Source organism: Pollutimonas sp. M17 (assembly GCF_025836975.1).
In the GTDB taxonomy this organism is placed as follows: Bacteria; Pseudomonadota; Gammaproteobacteria; order Burkholderiales; family Burkholderiaceae_B.
In genome coordinates this window covers 1,973,434-1,989,307 of sequence record NZ_CP107548.1, presented here as the reverse complement: position 1 = coordinate 1,989,307, position 15,874 = coordinate 1,973,434, and the positions used below count along the sequence as shown (strand labels likewise).

Sequence of the window (15,874 nt, the reverse complement as noted above, 5' to 3'; positions counted from 1 at the left end):
TTGCCTCTCCGTTCAATCGAGAATCACCCCATGTCCGTGTTCAAGTTGTTTTCCGTTGTCCGCATCCTTTTGCCGCGCCTGCTGCGCCGGGCGGCGCTGGCCGGCCTGCTGGCCATGGGCCTTGCGCCCGTGGCGGCGCAAGCGGCTCCATTGAAGATCGGCGTCACGCTGCATCCCTATTACAGCTATGTCGTCAACATCGTCGGCGACGCGGCGCAGGTCGTGCCGCTGATTCCCGCGGGCTTCAATCCTCATGCATATGAGCCGCGAGCCGAAGACATCAGGCGCATCGGCGAATTGGATGTGATCGTGCTCAACGGCATCGGCCATGACGATTTCGCGGACCGCATGATTGCCGCCAGCGACAAACCGGAAATCCCGCTGATCGAGGCCAATGCGCAGGTGCCGCTGCTGGCGGCCACCGGCATGGCCGCGCGCGGAGGATCCGGCGACGATGGCAAGGTGGTCAATCCTCATACCTTCCTGTCGGTCACGGCCTCCATAGCGCAGGTCAACACCATCGCCCGCGAATTGGGCAGGCTCGATCCCGATAATGCCGACCTTTACCGGAAGAACGCCCGGGCCTATGGGCAGAAGCTGCGTAAATTGCGCGCCGCCGCGTTGGCCAAGCTGTCGCAAACCAAGGCAGCCGACTTTCGGGTGGCGACCATACACGGCGCTTATGATTACCTGCTGCGTGAGTTCGGCCTGGAGGTGACCGCCGTGGTCGAGCCCGCCCACGGTATCGAGCCCAGTCCCGCGCAGTTGAAAACCACCATCGATCAGATGCGCGATCTGGACGTGAAAGTGATTTTCTCGGAAATGGATTTTCCGTCCGCCTACGTCGATACCATACAGCGCGAGACCGGGGTCAAGCTGTATGCCTTGACTCATATTTCCTATGGCGAGTATTCGGCCGAGAAGTTCGAGACGGAAACCGCCCGCAACCTGGATACCGTCGTGCGCGCCATCCAGGAGAGCGTGCAATGAGGGCGGAGCACACGCTCTTGCCTGGATCCTCCGCCGCGGACAGCCCGCTCACCATGGGCGGCCCCTCCATCGTTTTCGACAAGGTGGGCCTGGCCTTGGGGCGCACGCACATCCTGCGCGATGTGTCCTTCACCGTGTCGGCGGGCAGCGTGCATGCGCTGGTGGGGCCTAACGGCGCGGGCAAGAGTTCGCTGATCAAGACCCTGCTTGGGCAGATGCCGCATCAGGGACGCTTGACGCTGGATTGGCCTCAAGCCGCGCAAACCATCGGCTACGTGCCCCAGGCCCTGGAGTTCGACCGGGGCCTGCCGATGACGGTGACGGATTTCATGGTCACCATGACCCAGCGCCGTCCGGCATTTCTTGGCATATCGCCGCGCCGCATCAAGGATATCCACGCGGCGCTCGACCGGGTTAGCATGGCCGAAAAGCGCGCCCGGCGCATGGGAGCGCTGTCGGGCGGCGAGCGCCAGCGCGTGCTCCTGGCGCAAGGATTGATGCCGGCGCCATCCCTGTTGGTGCTGGATGAGCCCATGGCCGCGCTCGATGAGGCCGGCGCGCGGGTTTTCGAGAATCTGCTGGCCGATTGGCGCGCGCAAGGCGTCACCGTCTTCTGGGTGGAGCATGATCTTCAGGCCGTGCGGGAACTGGCCGATCGCGTCACCGGCCTGAATGGCCAGGTGCTGTTCGACGGCGAACCGGATGAGGTTTTGACGCCTCAGGGTCTGCTGGACCTTTTCTCCACCCGTCCGCGGCTGGCCGCGGTGCAGGGACAGGCGGCGGCCGCATGATGCTGATCGATTCGCTGCGCCAGGCCATACAGGACTGGGCCGTGGCCGGCCATCTGCCCGCCGCCTTGTCCTACGGCTTCGTTATCAATGCCTTGCTTGCCGGCTTGATCATCGGCCCGGTCCTGGGCGGCCTGGGCACGCTGGTGGTGGTCAAGCGCTTTGCGTTTTTCTCCGAGGCCGTGGGCCATTCGGCGCTTACCGGGGTCGCGATCGGCATCCTGCTGGGCGAGCCCTATACCGGCCCATACGGCAGCCTCTTCGGCTATTGCCTGCTCTTCGGCATCCTGCTCAATTATCTGCGTAATCGCACGGGGCTGGCCCCCGATACCCTCATCGGCGTGTTCCTGTCGGTCTCGCTTGCGTTGGGGGCCAGCGTGCTGCTGGTGCTGGCCGGCCGCATCAATATCCACATCCTTGAGAATGTCCTGTTCGGCTCTGTGCTGACGGTCAACAGCTCCGATCTGGCGGTGCTGGCGGTGGTGGGGCTGGCGACCGCGGCCGTGGCCCTGCTTTACTACAACCGCATGATGCTGGCCAGCTTCAATCCGCAGCTCGCCACGGTGCGCAAGCTGAGGGTGAAGGCGCTGGACTATCTCTTCGTGGCGCTGGTGACCATCGTGACGGTGGCATCCGTCAAAGTGATCGGGGCCATCCTGGTCGGGGCGCTGCTGGTGATACCGGCCGCCTGCGCCCGTTTGCTCAGTTCCTCGCTGCGTGGATTCTTCTGGCTTTCCGTGCTGATAGCAAGCTTCAGCACCCTGGCCGGCATACTGCTGCCCATTCTGCTCGACCTGCCCGTGCCTTCCGGGGCGGCCATCATACTGGTCTCGGGCGTCGTGTTCATGCTGGCTGCCATCGCGCGCGGCCTTGTTCCATCATTGAGGGGGAATCCATCTTGAAGTCTCACGGCATACTCCGTCGGGGCGCTGTGGCGCGCACGCTTGCACTGGCCTTGGGCATGGCCCTGCTGTGCGGCGGGGCGCCGGCGCAATCCGCCCGGGCCGCGTCCGCCAATATGCCCGACGCCGTCGCATCGGCAGCCTCCGTCAAAGTACTGGCCGCGCATCCCGTCGTTCATGCCCTGACGCAGAGACTGACCGAAGACAGCGGCATTGTCCTGGAGCGCGCCGCGCCCGCCAATCTGCCGCCTACGCGCATGGCATCTTATTTCGCCGGGCGAGGCGCCAAGCAACTGGCGCGCATGGCTTCGGGAGCCGATGCCGTGATCGGCCTGCGCTCCATCTGGCCGGACGATCCGCTGTATCCCCTGGCTCGGCGCAACAACATCCGCATCGTCGAAATCGACGCGGCCCGGCCGGTCGATGGCGCCTTGCCGGGCATCGCGCTGCGCGAGGACTCGGACGAGCGGGACTACCCATGGCTCAATCCCGTCAACCTGGGGCGCATGGCCGATATCATCGCGGCCGATCTGGAACGGCTGGCTCCCGCCGCCAGGCCGGCGATGCAGGACAAGCTGGCGGCTTTCAAGCGCGAGCTGGTCAGGGTGTCGGCCGAAGCGGAGGCAAAGCTTGCCTTGCTGGACGACGTCTCCGTGGCGTCCTTGTCCGACCGCCTGGATTATTTTGTGGCCGGCCTGAACCTGGACATGGCCTTGCGCGATGCGCGTCCCGATGAGGAATGGAGCGCCGCGGAGCTGGACGGCTTCGGCGATCGAATCAAGGCGCTGGGCGTGAAAGTGGTGCTGCATCACCGCGAGCCCCCGGCCGCCATCCGGAAGGCCATCGCCGATGCGGGTGGACGGCTGGTCGTGCTCGATACCGAACAACAGGATCCGGCGGCGCAGTTGCAAGCAATGGTCCAGTCACTGCTTGCGGCTTTTCAACCCTGAACCCCCGGCCTCAAGCCGTTTGATGAAGTAGCAACGGCCGGGAGGGCTATTCGATGTTCTGCGCCTGTTCGCGCATCTGCTCGATCAGCAGCTTCAGGTCGATGGCTGCGCGGGTGACGCTCAGCGCGCTGGCCTTGGATCCCAGGGTATTGGCCTCGCGGTTCATTTCCTGGAACAGGAAGTCCAGGCGCTTGCCGGCGCTGCCGCTGTTCTTCTTGTCCTTGCCGCCGGCCTGGCCGGTGCGCAGCAAATGCTCAAGTTCCGCGATATGTGATCGCAGGCGAGAGAGCTCTTCGGCAACGTCGATGCGCAGGGAGAACAGGGATGCCTCTTGCGCGATGCGCGCCGACAGTTCAGTGCCGCTGATCTGCGCAAAGCCGTCCGGGCTGGCCGCCATCAATGCGTCGCGCAGCTTGGTGGCGATTTTTTCCTGGTGCTCGGCCAGCAGCCCGGGCAGCTCTTGCGCCACCTGCTCAACGATAAGGCCCACGTCGCGGGCGCAGTCCAGCATCATGTCGGCCAGCCGCCGGCCTTCGCGCTCGCGGGCGGCCTGCAGCTCGTCGAGCGCGTGGGTGGTGGCCTCCGAGCACATTCCCAACCAGATTTCCGGGTCGAAGGCGTTGTCGTCCCTGCTTCCGGCTCCGGACAGCAGCTCGGACAGCCGCGGGGCGGGGACGTCGGGAACGATGCGCCTTGCGGCCTGCAACTGGCCGGCGACGATGGAGAGATAGTGTTCATCCAGCGTGGCCGAAGCCGACGCGGGAGCGCGGTTGTAGTTGACGCGGATTTCCACTTTGCCGCGCTTGACGGCCTGGCCCAGTTGTTCCCGGATCAGTCCCTCGGCCATGCGCAGGTCTTCCGGCAGGCGAAAGTTGACGTCCAGAAACCGGCTGTTGACGCTGCGAAACTCGACGGTGACGCTGCCTTGCTCGGATTCGGCGCGTGCGCTGCCGAAGGCGGTCATGCTACGGATCATGAACGAAGTCCTGTGTGCGATTGGAAAGGCCCCATTGTATGCCGGCTCCGGGCTCGCCTTCGCGCACCGGCCGCGCTTCATGAGAGAATCCACCGTATTGTCCCTTGAACCGTAGGAGTCTTCCTTGTCCGAATCCCGCCCGCCTTCCTCTTCCGCCTCCCGTCCGTCGGGGCGCCGGCCGGCCCAATTGCGTCCGTTCTCGCTGGAGGTGGGCTATACCCGGCATGCCGAAGGCTCCGTCCTCGTCAAGGCCGGGGATACCCATGTGCTTTGCAACGCCAGTGTCCTGGAAAAGGTGCCTCCCTTCCTGAAAGGCAGGGGGCAGGGCTGGGTAACCGCGGAGTACGGCATGCTGCCGCGCTCCACGCATACGCGCTCCGATCGCGAGGCGGCCCGTGGCAAGCAAAGCGGCCGGACCCAGGAAATCCAGCGCCTCATCGGACGCAGCCTGCGCGCGGTGTTCGACCTGACCGCCCTGGGAGAACGAACCCTGCATCTGGATTGCGACGTGCTGCAGGCCGATGGCGGAACCCGTTGCGCCAGCATTACGGGCGCCTGGGTTGCCGCCGCGATCGCCAGCCGCAAGCTGGCGGGGCAGGGCCTGGTCGCCGTCAACCCTTTGCGGGATCATGTCGCCGCCGTATCGGTGGGGCTGGTGAACGGGCAGGCGGTGCTGGACCTGGATTACATCGAGGATTCGGGCTGCGGCGCCGACATGAATATCGTCATGACGGGCGCCGGAGACTTCGTTGAGGTGCAGGGCACCGCCGAAGGGCAGACATTCCGGCGCAGCGAACTGGACACTTTGCTGGACCTGGCGCAAGACGGCATTGCCGAATTGATCGGCTTGCAGAAGCAGGCGCTGGGCGGCTAGGAGCCGCCCAGCGCCGCTTGTTGCGGGTTCAGACCAGGCGGCCCACCATTTCGGTATCGGCCAAGGTCCAGATGCGCTGGATCAGCGCCTGCACTTCGCCGGGGCTGGCGGCATTGCGGTAGGTGCCCAGGCGCAGCGCCTTGTCTTCCAGTTCTTCGCGCGACAGCGTATTGCCGGGATCGCCCTTGGGTTCGTCGACACGGGCGGAGAAACTTCGCCCGTCGCGGGTTTGCACCGTCACCTTGCCTATCCATTGCGCCGGATAGGCCGCGTCGACCTCGCTGTCCAGCTCCATGCTGACCCGCCCGCGGAATTCCGCGACGGCGGGATCGTCCAGCGCCGCGTCGAATTCCGGCAGGCCCGCGCGATCGTGAAGCGCGATCAGGCCCAGTACCGTTCCCATGGAAAACTTGGATTGATGCACGGTCGCGGGATCCACGACCGGCCCCAGGACATCGATGGCGCCCTGATGCACATGCGCGACGACCGACGCAATGTCGCTGGCCTTGATGTGCCGCGACCGGAGCACCTGTTGCAGCGCGTCCGCGGCCGGGTGGGTATGGCGGCATGAGGCGTGGTACTTGAACGAGGTCTCCAGCACTGTCCAGCGCGATCCCAGCCTGTCGGTCAGCCTGGCTGGATCCGCATCGGTGGACATGCCGGCTGCCAGGCCTTGCGGGCCTTCCAGTATGCGCTGTGCGCCCGTGAAGCCATCGTGCGCCAGATAGGCCGCGATCAGGCCATTGACGGCGGCCTTGGACGTATGAAGCTGCTTGGAGTCGGCGGCGTCGCGCAGGAATTCCCACAAGCCCGCGGATTGCGTGCCGGCCGACCCCAGGGCGTGCAGCATCTGCTGCTTGTCCAGGTTGAGCAGCTTGCCCACCGCCACGGCCGCGGCCAAGGGGCCCGCGGTGCCGGTGGTATGGAAAATCTTGTAGTGCGAGCGGCCCAGGAATTCACCGACGCGGATGCCGATTTCGTAGCCGGCCACCGAGGCGACCAGCAGGTCCCTGCCCGATCGTCCCAGCGCCTGCGCCACGGCGATGGCGGGCGGGAAGATGACCGTGGCCGGATGGAACACGGATCCATTGTGGACGTCGTCCTGTTCCACCATGTGCGCCGCCGCCGCATTGACCATGGCCGCGAACAGGGGGCTGGTCGTTTTCCGCGTCACCATGTTTTCAGACGGGCCGCTGGCAGGCCCCATGGTGTCCGCCAGCTTGGCCATGGCTTGTACGGGACGGGCGCTGGAGCCGGCAAGCACCGATGCCAGGCAGTCGAGCATCAGGTCCTCGGTGCGGCGCAGCACATCGGCGGGGATGTCGTCGTACGTCAGTTGAACGGCGAATTCGGCAAGCTCTGCGCTGGGATGATTCATGGTCGTCTCCGGCATGTCGGACATGCGCTGTGTTATGTGCAAAAAGAGGCTGTCAGAAGGATCGTGGCAGGCCCAGGACGTGCTCGGCCACATAGGAAAGAATCAGGTTGGTGGAAATGGGCGCGACCTGGTAGAGCCTTGTCTCGCGGAACTTGCGCTCGATGTCGTATTCGTTGGCGAAGCCGAAGCCGCCATGGAATTGCAGGCAGGCGTTGGCGGCCTCCCACGATGCGTCGGCGGCCAGCAGCTTGGCCATATTGGCCTGTGCGCCGCAGGGCTTGTGCGCGTCGTACAGGCGGCAGGCTTCGAAGCGCATCAGGCTGGCGGCCTCGATATTGATGTGCGCCCTGGCGATGGGAAACTGCACGCCCTGGTTCTGCCCGATGGGGCGGTTGAATACGATGCGTTCCTTTGCGTAGGCCGTGACCTTGTCGATGAACCAGTGTCCGTCGCCTATGCATTCCGCCGCAATCAGCGTGCGTTCCGCGTTCAGCCCGTCCAGTATGTATTTGAAGCCCTTGCCTTCCTCGCCGATCAGGTTCTCGGCGGGGATTTCCAGATTGTCGAAGAAGAGCTCGTTGGTTTCGTGGTTGACCATATTGGGAATGGGGCGCACCTCCATGCCGTGCCCGATGGCCTGGTGCAGGTCGACCAGGAAGATGGACATGCCTTCGGATTTCTTCTTGACCTGATCCAGCGGCGTGGTGCGTGCCAGCAATATCATCAGGTCGGAATGCTGTATGCGGGAAATCCAGACTTTCTGACCGTTGATGACGTAGCGGTCGCCCTGCTTGACGGCGATGGTCTTGATTCTGGTCGTGTCCGTGCCGGTCGTGGGCTCGGTCACGCCCATGGACTGCAGGCGCAGTTCGCCGCTGGCGATGCGGGGCAGATAGGCTTTTTTCTGTTCGGCCGAACCATGACGCAGCAAGGTGCCCATGTTGTACATCTGGCCGTGGCATACTCCGGAGTTGCCGCCATTGCGGTTGATTTCCTCCATGATGACCGAAGCTTCGGTCAGGCTCAGGCCTGAACCGCCGTATTCCTCGGGGATCAGCGCCGCCAGCCATCCCGCTTCGGTCAGGGTGTTGACGAATTCTTCGGGATAACCGCGCTCGTCGTCTATCTTGCGGAAGTATTCCGGCGGAAACTGGGCGCAAAGGTCGCGGATCGCGTCGCGTATGTCCTGAAAGGCGGGTGTGTCCTGCGTCATGATGGGGATGTCCGGGTTTATTACAATAGATAGCCCTTACTTTGCCTGAACGCCGCAGGCTTGCCAATTATTGCTTGCTTAAGCGGGGGTTTGCCAATTTTGAAGAGAATGTCCGCATGGCGATGCATTTTGATTTAACGGATATGCAGTTGATGGTGAACGTCGCCACCGCGCAAAGCATGACCCGCGGCGCCGAGCGCTCCTTCCTGTCCTTGCCGGCCGCCAGCAACCGGGTCAAGAACCTTGAGGCCCACCTGGGCACCGCGCTTTTCTACCGCAACAGCCAGGGGGTCACCCTGACCCCGTCGGGCGAGGCCTTCGTGCGGCATGCGCGCGTCGTGCTGCGCCAGCTGGAACACCTGCGCGGCGACATCCAGGAATACGCCAGCGGGGTCAAGGGCCGGGTCCGGGTGTGCGCCAACACCACCGCCATGAACGAATTCATGCCCAACATCCTGGCCGCCTACCTGGGCGCGCACCGCGACGTGAACGTCGAGCTGCGCGAAAGGCTCAGTTACCTGGTGGTCAAGGCGGTGGCGGACGGGTCGGCCGACATCGGCATCACCGCGCAGGCCGGCGGCGGCGAGAACATCGAATTCCTTCCCTACCGCAGCGACCGCCTGGTGCTGGTGACGCACAGGGACCATCCCCTGGCCGGCAGTGAAGCCGTCGACTTCGACGATACGCTGACCTACGATTACGTCGGCCTGCACGAGACCAGCGCCATCCATGCCTTTTTGCTGCAGGCGGCCGACGACCTGGGCAGGGTGCTGCGCTTCCGGGTCGAGGTCAGCAATTTCGAGGCCGCCTGCCGCATGATTGCCGCCCATGTCGGCATAGGGGTCATACCCGAGTCGGCCGCCCGCCGCTATGTAAAGGAAATGCCCCTGAAGATCGTTTCCCTGAACGATTCGTGGGCCTTGAGACGGCTGCACATCTGTGTGCGGCAGTTCGACAAACTGCCGGTGTTCGCCAAGGAACTGGTTTCCCTGCTGGTCCAGGACGCCGCCGAAGGACAGAAACATGAATAAAGTAGTGCTGGCTTCCAATAATCCGGGCAAGCTCAAGGAGTTCTCCGCCATTCTGGCGCAAGCCGACATCAGCATGGTGGCCCAGGGAGACCTGGGCGTGGCCGAAGCGGAAGAGCCTTACGCCACCTTTGTCGAGAATGCGCTGGCCAAGGCCAGGCACGCCAGCCGGCAGACCGGCCTGCCGGCGCTGGCCGACGATTCCGGTTTGTGCGTGCATGCGCTGGGCGGCGCGCCCGGCGTTTTCTCGGCGCGCTATGCGGCGCTGGCCGGAGGCGAGAAATCCGATGCCGCCAACAATCGCCATCTGCTGGCCCAGCTCGCCCCGGTCCAGGACCGCTCGGCCTGTTATGTGGCTGTGCTGGTCTACGTCGACTCCGCGGACGACCCCAGGCCCATCATTGCCGAGGGAAGCTGGAACGGCGCCATCATCGACCAGGCGCGCGGCGGCAACGGTTTCGGCTACGACCCGCACTTTTACCTGCCCGATCTGGGAAAGACGGCCGCCGAGTTGCCGCCCGACCAGAAGAACGCCCTTAGCCATCGCGCGCAAGCCCTCAAAGCCTTGCTTCTGGCCCTGCGCAGCCGCCGGCCTTGAGGCCGGCCATACGCGGCCCGCTTGCCCGCCTGCAAGCGGCCGCCTGATTTTTCAGGATCCATTCCGTGCAATCTGCTCCATCTTCCGCGCCGTCCGCCGCGGTCCGCAAACCCGGCGTGGTTCCGGCAGGCCCCGGCGGACGGACCATACTTTCCAGCCTGCCGCCGCTGTCCCTGTATGTGCACGTGCCCTGGTGCGTGCGCAAGTGCCCGTATTGCGATTTCAATTCCCATGAGTTGAAAAAGGAGCTGCCCGAGCAGGACTACCTTGACGCCTTGCAGGCGGACCTGGAGCAGGCGCTGCCGCTGATCTGGGGCCGGCAGGTGATCTCGGTATTCATCGGCGGCGGCACGCCCAGCCTGCTGTCGGCCGCCGCGCTGGACCGGATGCTGGCCATGTTCCGTGCCTGCCTGAACCTGTTGCCCGACGCCGAGGTCACCCTGGAAGCCAATCCCGGAACGGCGGAAGCGGACCGTTTCGCCGACTATGCGGCCAGCGGCGTGAACCGCATCTCCCTGGGAATACAGAGCTTCGATGACCGCGCCTTGAAGGCCCTGGGCCGCATTCACGACGCACGCCAGGCGCGCGCCGCCATCGAGTTTGCGCAGAACGCGGTGCCACGCGTGAACCTGGACCTCATGTATGCGTTGCCGGGCCAGTCGCTGGAGGCCTGTGCCGACGATTTGCGCCAGGCCATGTCTTTCGGGACGGGACACCTGTCTCTGTACCATCTGACGCTGGAGCCGAACACGGTTTTCGCAAAGTACCCGCCGGCTCTTCCCGATGACGACCTGGGTGCCGCCATGCAGGACCTGATCACCCGCGAAACCGGGACGGGGGGCTGGGAACGCTATGAGGTGTCGGCCTATGCGCGGCCGGGCCAGCACTGCCGCCATAACCTCAACTACTGGGAGTTCGGCGACTACCTGGGCATCGGGCCGGGCGCTCATGGAAAACTGTCCTTTCACGACCGCATCGTCCGCCAGGCCCGCTTGAAGAATCCAGTGTCCTGGATGGAGAAAGCTGTCCGGCGTGACGGCAGCCATCTGGCCGAAGACCGCGAGCTTCCATGGAAGGACCTGGGCTTCGAGTTCATGCTCAATGCCCTGCGCCTGAAAGAAGGCGTGGAGCGTGGGAGCTTCATCGAGCGCACCGGACAGTCCATTCTGGTGATCGAGCCCGCCATCGAGAGGGCGGTTGCAAAAGGCTTGCTGGAGGCCGATCGTTCCCGATTGAAGGCGACCGCACACGGCTGGGAGTTTCTCAACGACTTGCTGGCCGAGTTTCTGGATTGATCGCCGCCTCGCCCTGTTGCACTAAAATTCGCACCATAAAGGTGCGTATTGCCCCATAATGGGGAATATTAATCGCCCCATGCCCCGACCGGCAGGCAGCCAGCCTTGTTCCCATCCGGATGAAAACTGGCATGCCAATTGCTTAATTGTGGGTTGTTTTATCCTATTTCTGATTTCATTGGTCCAGGAGCCATCCCTATGCCCACCCCCGAAGAAGTTGTCAAGCTCATTGCAGAACGCGAAGTCGCCTTTGTGGATTTCCGCTTTACCGATACGCTGGGCAAAGAGCACCATCTGACCGTTCCCGCCCATTCGGTCGACGAAGAAAGGCTGGAAACGGGCGTCGCCTTCGACGGCTCCTCGATAGCGGGATGGAAAGGCATCGAAGCCTCGGACATGGTCCTGATCCCCGATGCGGGTTCGGCGCGCATGGATCCCTTCCGCGAGGAAGCCACGCTCAACCTGACCTGCGACGTGGTCGAACCCTCGGATCTCAAAGGCTATGACCGCGACCCCCGTTCGCTGGCCAAGCGCGCCGAGGCCTATCTGAAGTCCAGCGGACTGGGCGATACGGCCTATTTCGGTCCCGAACCCGAATTCTTCGTCTTCGACGGAATCACCTGGAACGATGACATGTCGGGCTGCTTCGTGAAGATCAAGTCCGAAGAGGCTCCCTGGTCGCGCGGCCTGGACCTGGAAGGCGGCAACCTGGGCCATCGTCCGGGCGTCAAGGGCGGCTATGTGCCGGTTTCGCCCATCGACGGCTTTCAGGACATGCGTTCGGAAATGTGCCTGCTGCTGGAGCAGCAGGGCGTTCCGGTCGAAGTCCACCACCACGAGGTGGCCGGGCAGGGCCAGCTTGAGATCGGCACCAAGTTCAGCACGCTCGTCGAGCGCGCCGACTGGAACCAGATCCTGAAATACACCATACGCAACGTGGCCCATGTGTACGGCAAGACGGCCACCTTCATGCCCAAGCCCATCGTCGGCGACAATGGCTCGGGCATGCATGTGCACCAGTCCATCTGGAAAGACGGCCAGAACCTGTTCGCCGGCAACGGCTATGCGGGCCTGTCCGAATTCGCCCTGTACTACATCGGCGGCATCATCAAGCACGCCAAGGCGCTCAACGCCATCACCAACCCGGGCACCAACTCGTACAAGCGCCTGGTGCCTCACTTCGAAGCGCCGGTGAAGCTGGCTTATTCGGCCCGCAACCGTTCCGCGTCCATACGCATTCCTTATGTCGGCAGCCCCAAGGCGCGCCGGGTCGAGGCCCGCTTCCCGGACCCCCTGGCCAACCCCTACCTGGCCTTCTCGGCCCTGATGATGGCCGGCCTGGACGGCGTGCAGAACAAGATCCACCCCGGCGATCCCGCCGACAAGAACCTGTACGATCTGCCTCCCGAGGAAGACGCGAAGATCCCGACGGTGTGCGCGTCGCTGGAAGAAGCCGTTGCCGCGCTGGACGCCGATCGCGAATTCCTGACCCGCGGCGGCGTGTTCAGCAACGACATGCTCGATGCCTATATTGAACTGAAGATGGCCGAAATCACGCGCCTGCGCATGACGACTCATCCGGTCGAGTTCGATATGTATTACAGCCTGTAATGGGCGAAGGGCGGCCGTGTGGCCGCCCTTGGCAAAATCCGGAAGAATCATGGACGTAGCCAGTTACGATCTGCTCTCGACCGCCGTCCTGCTGCTGGACGGGCAGGCCAGGGTGGAGCACGCCAATACGGCGGCCGAAGAGCTGTTCAGCATCTCGCGCAGGCAACTGGCCGGGCAGCGGGTGCATACCCTGTTCGGCGAGGATGCGGCCCTGGCCGAGCGGCTGCCCGACGCCATCGGCGGCAAGTTCGGAATACTGCGCCAGGACCTGGTGATCGACCGCCGGGGCGACCAGGTCGCGGTCAGCCTGGCCATCGTCCCCTTGCACAGGCAGCCCTGGGCCGCCTTGCTGGAAGTCCGCGTCATCGAGCACCACATCCTGCTGGATCGCCACCAGCAGCTCAGCAAGGAGCTGACCGCGCAGCGGGAATCCCTGCGCAACCTGGCCCACGAAGTCAAGAACCCGCTGGGCGGCATACGCGGCGCGGCGCAGCTGCTCGACGTCGAACTGGGTCCGGGCGCCCTGCATGAATATACGCAGGTCATCATTGCCGAGGCCGATCGCCTGGCCGGCCTGGTCGACCGCCTGATCGCGCCGCAAGGCGAAACCCTGCGCAAGACGAGGTTCAACATCCACGAAATCTGCGAACGGGTGTATCGCCTGGTGGGAATGGAGTTTCCCGCCATCGAGTTCATCCGGGACTACGATGCGTCCGTACCGGACCTGAGCGGCGATTTCGAGCGCCTGCTGCAGGCGCTGCTCAACATGGTGCGCAATGCCGCGCAGGCCTTGACTGAATCGCCTCCGGTACGGTCTTCCCGCCTGGTCTTGCGCACGCGGATAGGGCGGCAATTGCTGCTGGCCGCGCACCAGGCCAAGCTGGGCGTCGTCGTATCCGTCATCGACAACGGACCGGGCGTGCCCCTCCATTTGCACGACAAGATATTTCACCCGCTGGTCACCGGCCGCGCCAGCGGAACCGGCCTTGGCCTCAGCCTGGCGCAGGATTTCGTCGAGCAGCACGGCGGCATCGTGGAGTTCGATTCACAGGCGGGCCGCACCGAATTCCGCATGATCCTGCCTTTGGAGCAATGATGAAACCGGTATGGATAGTCGACGATGACCAAAGCATACGATGGGTGCTTGAAAAAGCGCTGGCGCGGGTTTCGATTCCGGCCCAGAGCTTTTCCTCGGCCGCCGAGGCCCTGGAAGCCCTGGAGCATGGACTGCCTTCGGTGCTGTTGACCGACGTGCGCATGCCCGGGCAGGACGGCCTGAGCCTTCTGCATCGCATCAAGCAGGATCATCCCGGCCTGCCCGTCATCATCATGACGGCGTTTACCGACCTGAACAGCACGGTCGCCGCTTTCCAGAAGGGCGCGTTCGACTATCTGCCCAAGCCTTTCGATGTCAATGCCGCCGTGGCGCTGGTGCAGCGCGCGGGGCAGGCGGGGCCCCGCGAACCCGCCGGCGAAGAGGCGGGCGCCGAACCGGCCGGCGCGGGTCGGATCATGCTGCAGTCGTCCTCGCCGGCCATGCAGGAAGTCTTTCGCGCCATAGGGCGCCTGGCCGCCTCCAGCGTAACGGTGCTGATCACCGGGGAATCGGGCACCGGCAAGGAACTCATCGCGCGCGCCCTGCACGAGCACAGCACCCGCGCGGACGGCCCCTTTGTCGCCCTGAACGCCGCGGCCATTCCCAAGGATTTGCTGGAGGCCGAATTGTTCGGCCACGAGCGCGGTGCGTTCACGGGCGCCACGCAGCAGCGCCGGGGGCGCTTCGAAGAGGCGCGCAACGGCACGCTGTTCCTGGACGAAATCGGCGATATGCCCTTCGAGCTCCAGACCCGTCTCCTGCGCGTGCTGGCCGAGGGCAGCTTCTATCGGGTGGGCGGTTCGCAGGCCATCCATGCCGATGTGCGCATCGTAGCCGCAACGCATCAGCCCCTGGAGCAGCGGGTGGCCGAAGGCCGGTTCCGCGAAGACCTTTTTCACCGCTTGAACGTGATACGCCTGCGTTTGCCGCCCCTGCGCGAGCGCAAGGAAGACATACCGGCCCTGGTGCAGCTGTTCATGCAGAACAGCGCCAAGGACCTGGGCGTGCCGGTGCGCCGCGTAGGACCGGACGCCATGCGCTTGCTGAGCGCCTTCGGATATCCGGGCAACATCCGTCAACTGGAAAACTTCTGCCAATGGCTGACGGTGATGTCGTCCAGCCAGGTGGTCGAGGCCAAGGACCTGCCGCCCGAGGTGTTGATGGAAGGGAGCCAGCCGGATTCGGATTCGGCCGATCCCGGATCGGACGGCCTCCAGGGCAATTCCGACGGCCCCCGCATGCCGGATGGCGCCGTCGCGCGGCCCGCTGCGTGGCTGGGCATGCTCGCGCAGGAGGCACAGGCGCGATTGCTGCGCAATGAGCCGGCCGTGATGGCGACCCTGGCCCGCGACTTCGAGCGCGTACTGCTGGAAACCGCGCTGGACTACAGTCGGGGCCGGCGCATGGAGGCCGCGCAGAGGCTGGGCATAGGCCGCAATACGCTGACGCGCAAATGCGCGGAACTTGGCCTAAACGAGACGGAGGATAGATAGCGCCCCGCATTGGGCATACATTTTGCTTCCCAGGGCAGTCAAAACAAGAAAAGGAAGCGCCATGATCCGTCCCGCCGGCACTATCGTATTCTCCCGCTGTTCCCGCATGCTGGGCATTGCCGCCTTCGCCGCCTGTGTCCTGGCCGGAGGGCCGGCGCGCGCGCAACCGTCCGGCGCGGCCACTGCGGCCGCTCCCGCGCCCATGCAGGCACCGGCTGGCGCCTGGAGCTTGCGGCTGGGATACAACAGCGATTATCGGAAGATAGGCCTCATGTACGAAACACCGACGTGGTGGAGCAGTTCACCCGGCGCCCTGGGCCGCCTGGATCTCGGCGCCGAGCTGGGCGTATCATACTGGAACGCCGAGAACGGGCAGCCCGATTCAATGTGGCAATTCAGCGCCACGCCGATGCTGCGCTGGTGGCCGACGGAAGTCTTCTATGCCGAGATCGGCGTGGGCGTGACGGCCCTGACCCGCACGCACTTCGCCGACCGGGACCTGGGTTCCGCCTTCCAGTTTGGAAATCATGTCGGCGCGGGGGTTCTGATCAACGACGCGCACCGGATAGGCGTGCGCTACTCGCACTTTTCAAATGCGGGATTGAAAGAGCCGAACCAGGGGCTGGATCTGCTGCAACTGACCTACACGTATCGATTCTAGGACGACCAAAGAAGCCGGCCT

General features: G+C 64.3%; 15 protein-coding genes. 12 read left to right on the top strand and 3 right to left on the bottom strand.

The features are described from left to right. The first annotated feature begins 30 nt into the window (after nt 1–30). Genes OEG81_RS09470 through OEG81_RS09455 form a run of 4 tightly spaced genes read left to right on the top strand, consistent with a single transcriptional unit; the run spans nt 31 to nt 3,630 of the window. Nucleotides 31–990, top strand: coding sequence for a metal ABC transporter solute-binding protein, Zn/Mn family (locus OEG81_RS09470; RefSeq protein ID WP_264128986.1), 960 nt, complete (start codon nt 31–33; stop codon nt 988–990). Next, entirely contained in the window at nt 987–1,781 is a 795-nt protein-coding gene (locus OEG81_RS09465) for a metal ABC transporter ATP-binding protein (protein WP_264128985.1), read from the top strand. The genes OEG81_RS09470 and OEG81_RS09465 overlap by 4 nt, the downstream gene beginning before the upstream one ends. Then, nucleotides 1,781–2,680, top strand: a complete 900-nt coding sequence (locus tag OEG81_RS09460; RefSeq protein WP_412034137.1) for a metal ABC transporter permease — start codon at nt 1,781–1,783, stop codon at nt 2,678–2,680. The genes OEG81_RS09465 and OEG81_RS09460 overlap by 1 nt, the downstream gene beginning before the upstream one ends. Continuing rightward, entirely contained in the window at nt 2,677–3,630 is a 954-nt protein-coding gene (locus OEG81_RS09455; RefSeq protein ID WP_264128983.1) for a metal ABC transporter solute-binding protein, Zn/Mn family, read from the top strand. The genes OEG81_RS09460 and OEG81_RS09455 overlap by 4 nt, the downstream gene beginning before the upstream one ends. Before the next feature lie 46 nt (nt 3,631–3,676). Here the strand turns inward: OEG81_RS09455 and OEG81_RS09450 are convergent, their stop codons facing one another. Next, nucleotides 3,677–4,606, bottom strand: coding sequence for a YicC/YloC family endoribonuclease (locus tag OEG81_RS09450; protein WP_264128982.1), 930 nt, complete (start codon nt 4,604–4,606; stop codon nt 3,677–3,679). A gap of 124 nt (nt 4,607–4,730) precedes the next feature. Here OEG81_RS09450 and rph point away from each other — a divergent pair, with 124 nt between their 5' ends. After that, nucleotides 4,731–5,480, top strand: coding sequence for a ribonuclease PH (rph, locus tag OEG81_RS09445; protein ID WP_264128981.1), 750 nt, complete (start codon nt 4,731–4,733; stop codon nt 5,478–5,480). Nucleotides 5,481–5,508: 28 nt separating this feature from the next. On the opposite strand, the gene OEG81_RS09440 is transcribed toward rph, so the two are convergent. Together OEG81_RS09440 and OEG81_RS09435 are read right to left on the bottom strand one after the other, a co-directional pair. After that, nucleotides 5,509–6,858 carry an MmgE/PrpD family protein gene (locus tag OEG81_RS09440; protein WP_412034052.1) on the bottom strand — a complete coding sequence of 450 codons (1,350 nt, stop codon included), beginning with the start codon at nt 6,856–6,858 and terminating at the stop codon, nt 5,509–5,511. 52 nt (nt 6,859–6,910) lie between these two features. Then, entirely contained in the window at nt 6,911–8,071 is a 1,161-nt protein-coding gene (locus tag OEG81_RS09435) for an acyl-CoA dehydrogenase family protein (protein WP_264128979.1), read from the bottom strand. A gap of 116 nt (nt 8,072–8,187) precedes the next feature. Here OEG81_RS09435 and OEG81_RS09430 point away from each other — a divergent pair, with 116 nt between their 5' ends. The 7 genes from OEG81_RS09430 (at nt 8,188) to OEG81_RS09400 (ending at nt 15,853) form a co-directional block, all read left to right on the top strand. Then, a complete protein-coding gene (locus OEG81_RS09430; protein ID WP_264128978.1) occupies nt 8,188–9,102 on the top strand; it encodes a LysR substrate-binding domain-containing protein in 915 nt (304 codons plus the stop codon). Continuing rightward, nucleotides 9,095–9,697 carry an RdgB/HAM1 family non-canonical purine NTP pyrophosphatase gene (rdgB, locus tag OEG81_RS09425; protein ID WP_264128977.1) on the top strand — a complete coding sequence of 201 codons (603 nt, stop codon included), beginning with the start codon at nt 9,095–9,097 and terminating at the stop codon, nt 9,695–9,697. The genes OEG81_RS09430 and rdgB overlap by 8 nt, the downstream gene beginning before the upstream one ends. 116 nt (nt 9,698–9,813) lie before the next feature. Then, entirely contained in the window at nt 9,814–10,992 is a 1,179-nt protein-coding gene (hemW, locus tag OEG81_RS09420; protein WP_264132551.1) for a radical SAM family heme chaperone HemW, read from the top strand. Between the two features lie 198 nt (nt 10,993–11,190). After that, nucleotides 11,191–12,603, top strand: coding sequence for a type I glutamate--ammonia ligase (glnA, locus tag OEG81_RS09415; protein WP_264128976.1), 1,413 nt, complete (start codon nt 11,191–11,193; stop codon nt 12,601–12,603). 49 nt (nt 12,604–12,652) lie between these two features. Beyond that, nucleotides 12,653–13,699: a nitrogen regulation protein NR(II) gene (gene glnL, locus OEG81_RS09410; protein WP_264128975.1), complete on the top strand. Its 1,047-nt coding sequence runs from the start codon at nt 12,653–12,655 to the stop codon at nt 13,697–13,699. Then, nucleotides 13,696–15,192 carry a nitrogen regulation protein NR(I) gene (gene ntrC / locus OEG81_RS09405; RefSeq protein WP_264128974.1) on the top strand — a complete coding sequence of 499 codons (1,497 nt, stop codon included), beginning with the start codon at nt 13,696–13,698 and terminating at the stop codon, nt 15,190–15,192. Before glnL ends, ntrC begins: the two co-directional genes overlap by 4 nt. 61 nt (nt 15,193–15,253) lie before the next feature. Next, complete coding sequence (locus OEG81_RS09400; RefSeq protein ID WP_264128973.1) at nt 15,254–15,853, top strand: acyloxyacyl hydrolase; 600 nt, start codon at nt 15,254–15,256, stop codon at nt 15,851–15,853. Nucleotides 15,854–15,874 lie beyond the last annotated feature (21 nt).

What these genes read in the sequence shown, in the direction of transcription:
- OEG81_RS09440 (WP_412034052.1), bottom strand. Translation starts at nt 6,858, where the DNA reads ATGAATCATCCCAGCGCAGAGCTTGCCGAATTCGCCGTTCAACTGACG.
- glnL (WP_264128975.1), top strand. Translation starts at nt 12,653, where the DNA reads ATGGACGTAGCCAGTTACGATCTGCTCTCGACCGCCGTCCTGCTGCTG.
- OEG81_RS09435 (WP_264128979.1), bottom strand. Translation starts at nt 8,071, where the DNA reads ATGACGCAGGACACACCCGCCTTTCAGGACATACGCGACGCGATCCGC.
- OEG81_RS09400 (WP_264128973.1), top strand. Translation starts at nt 15,254, where the DNA reads ATGATCCGTCCCGCCGGCACTATCGTATTCTCCCGCTGTTCCCGCATG.
- OEG81_RS09450 (WP_264128982.1), bottom strand. Translation starts at nt 4,606, where the DNA reads ATGATCCGTAGCATGACCGCCTTCGGCAGCGCACGCGCCGAATCCGAG.
- OEG81_RS09470 (WP_264128986.1), top strand. Translation starts at nt 31, where the DNA reads ATGTCCGTGTTCAAGTTGTTTTCCGTTGTCCGCATCCTTTTGCCGCGC.
- OEG81_RS09465 (WP_264128985.1), top strand. Translation starts at nt 987, where the DNA reads ATGAGGGCGGAGCACACGCTCTTGCCTGGATCCTCCGCCGCGGACAGC.
- ntrC (WP_264128974.1), top strand. Translation starts at nt 13,696, where the DNA reads ATGATGAAACCGGTATGGATAGTCGACGATGACCAAAGCATACGATGG.
- OEG81_RS09430 (WP_264128978.1), top strand. Translation starts at nt 8,188, where the DNA reads ATGGCGATGCATTTTGATTTAACGGATATGCAGTTGATGGTGAACGTC.
- glnA (WP_264128976.1), top strand. Translation starts at nt 11,191, where the DNA reads ATGCCCACCCCCGAAGAAGTTGTCAAGCTCATTGCAGAACGCGAAGTC.
- OEG81_RS09460 (WP_412034137.1), top strand. Translation starts at nt 1,781, where the DNA reads ATGCTGATCGATTCGCTGCGCCAGGCCATACAGGACTGGGCCGTGGCC.
- rdgB (WP_264128977.1), top strand. Translation starts at nt 9,095, where the DNA reads ATGAATAAAGTAGTGCTGGCTTCCAATAATCCGGGCAAGCTCAAGGAG.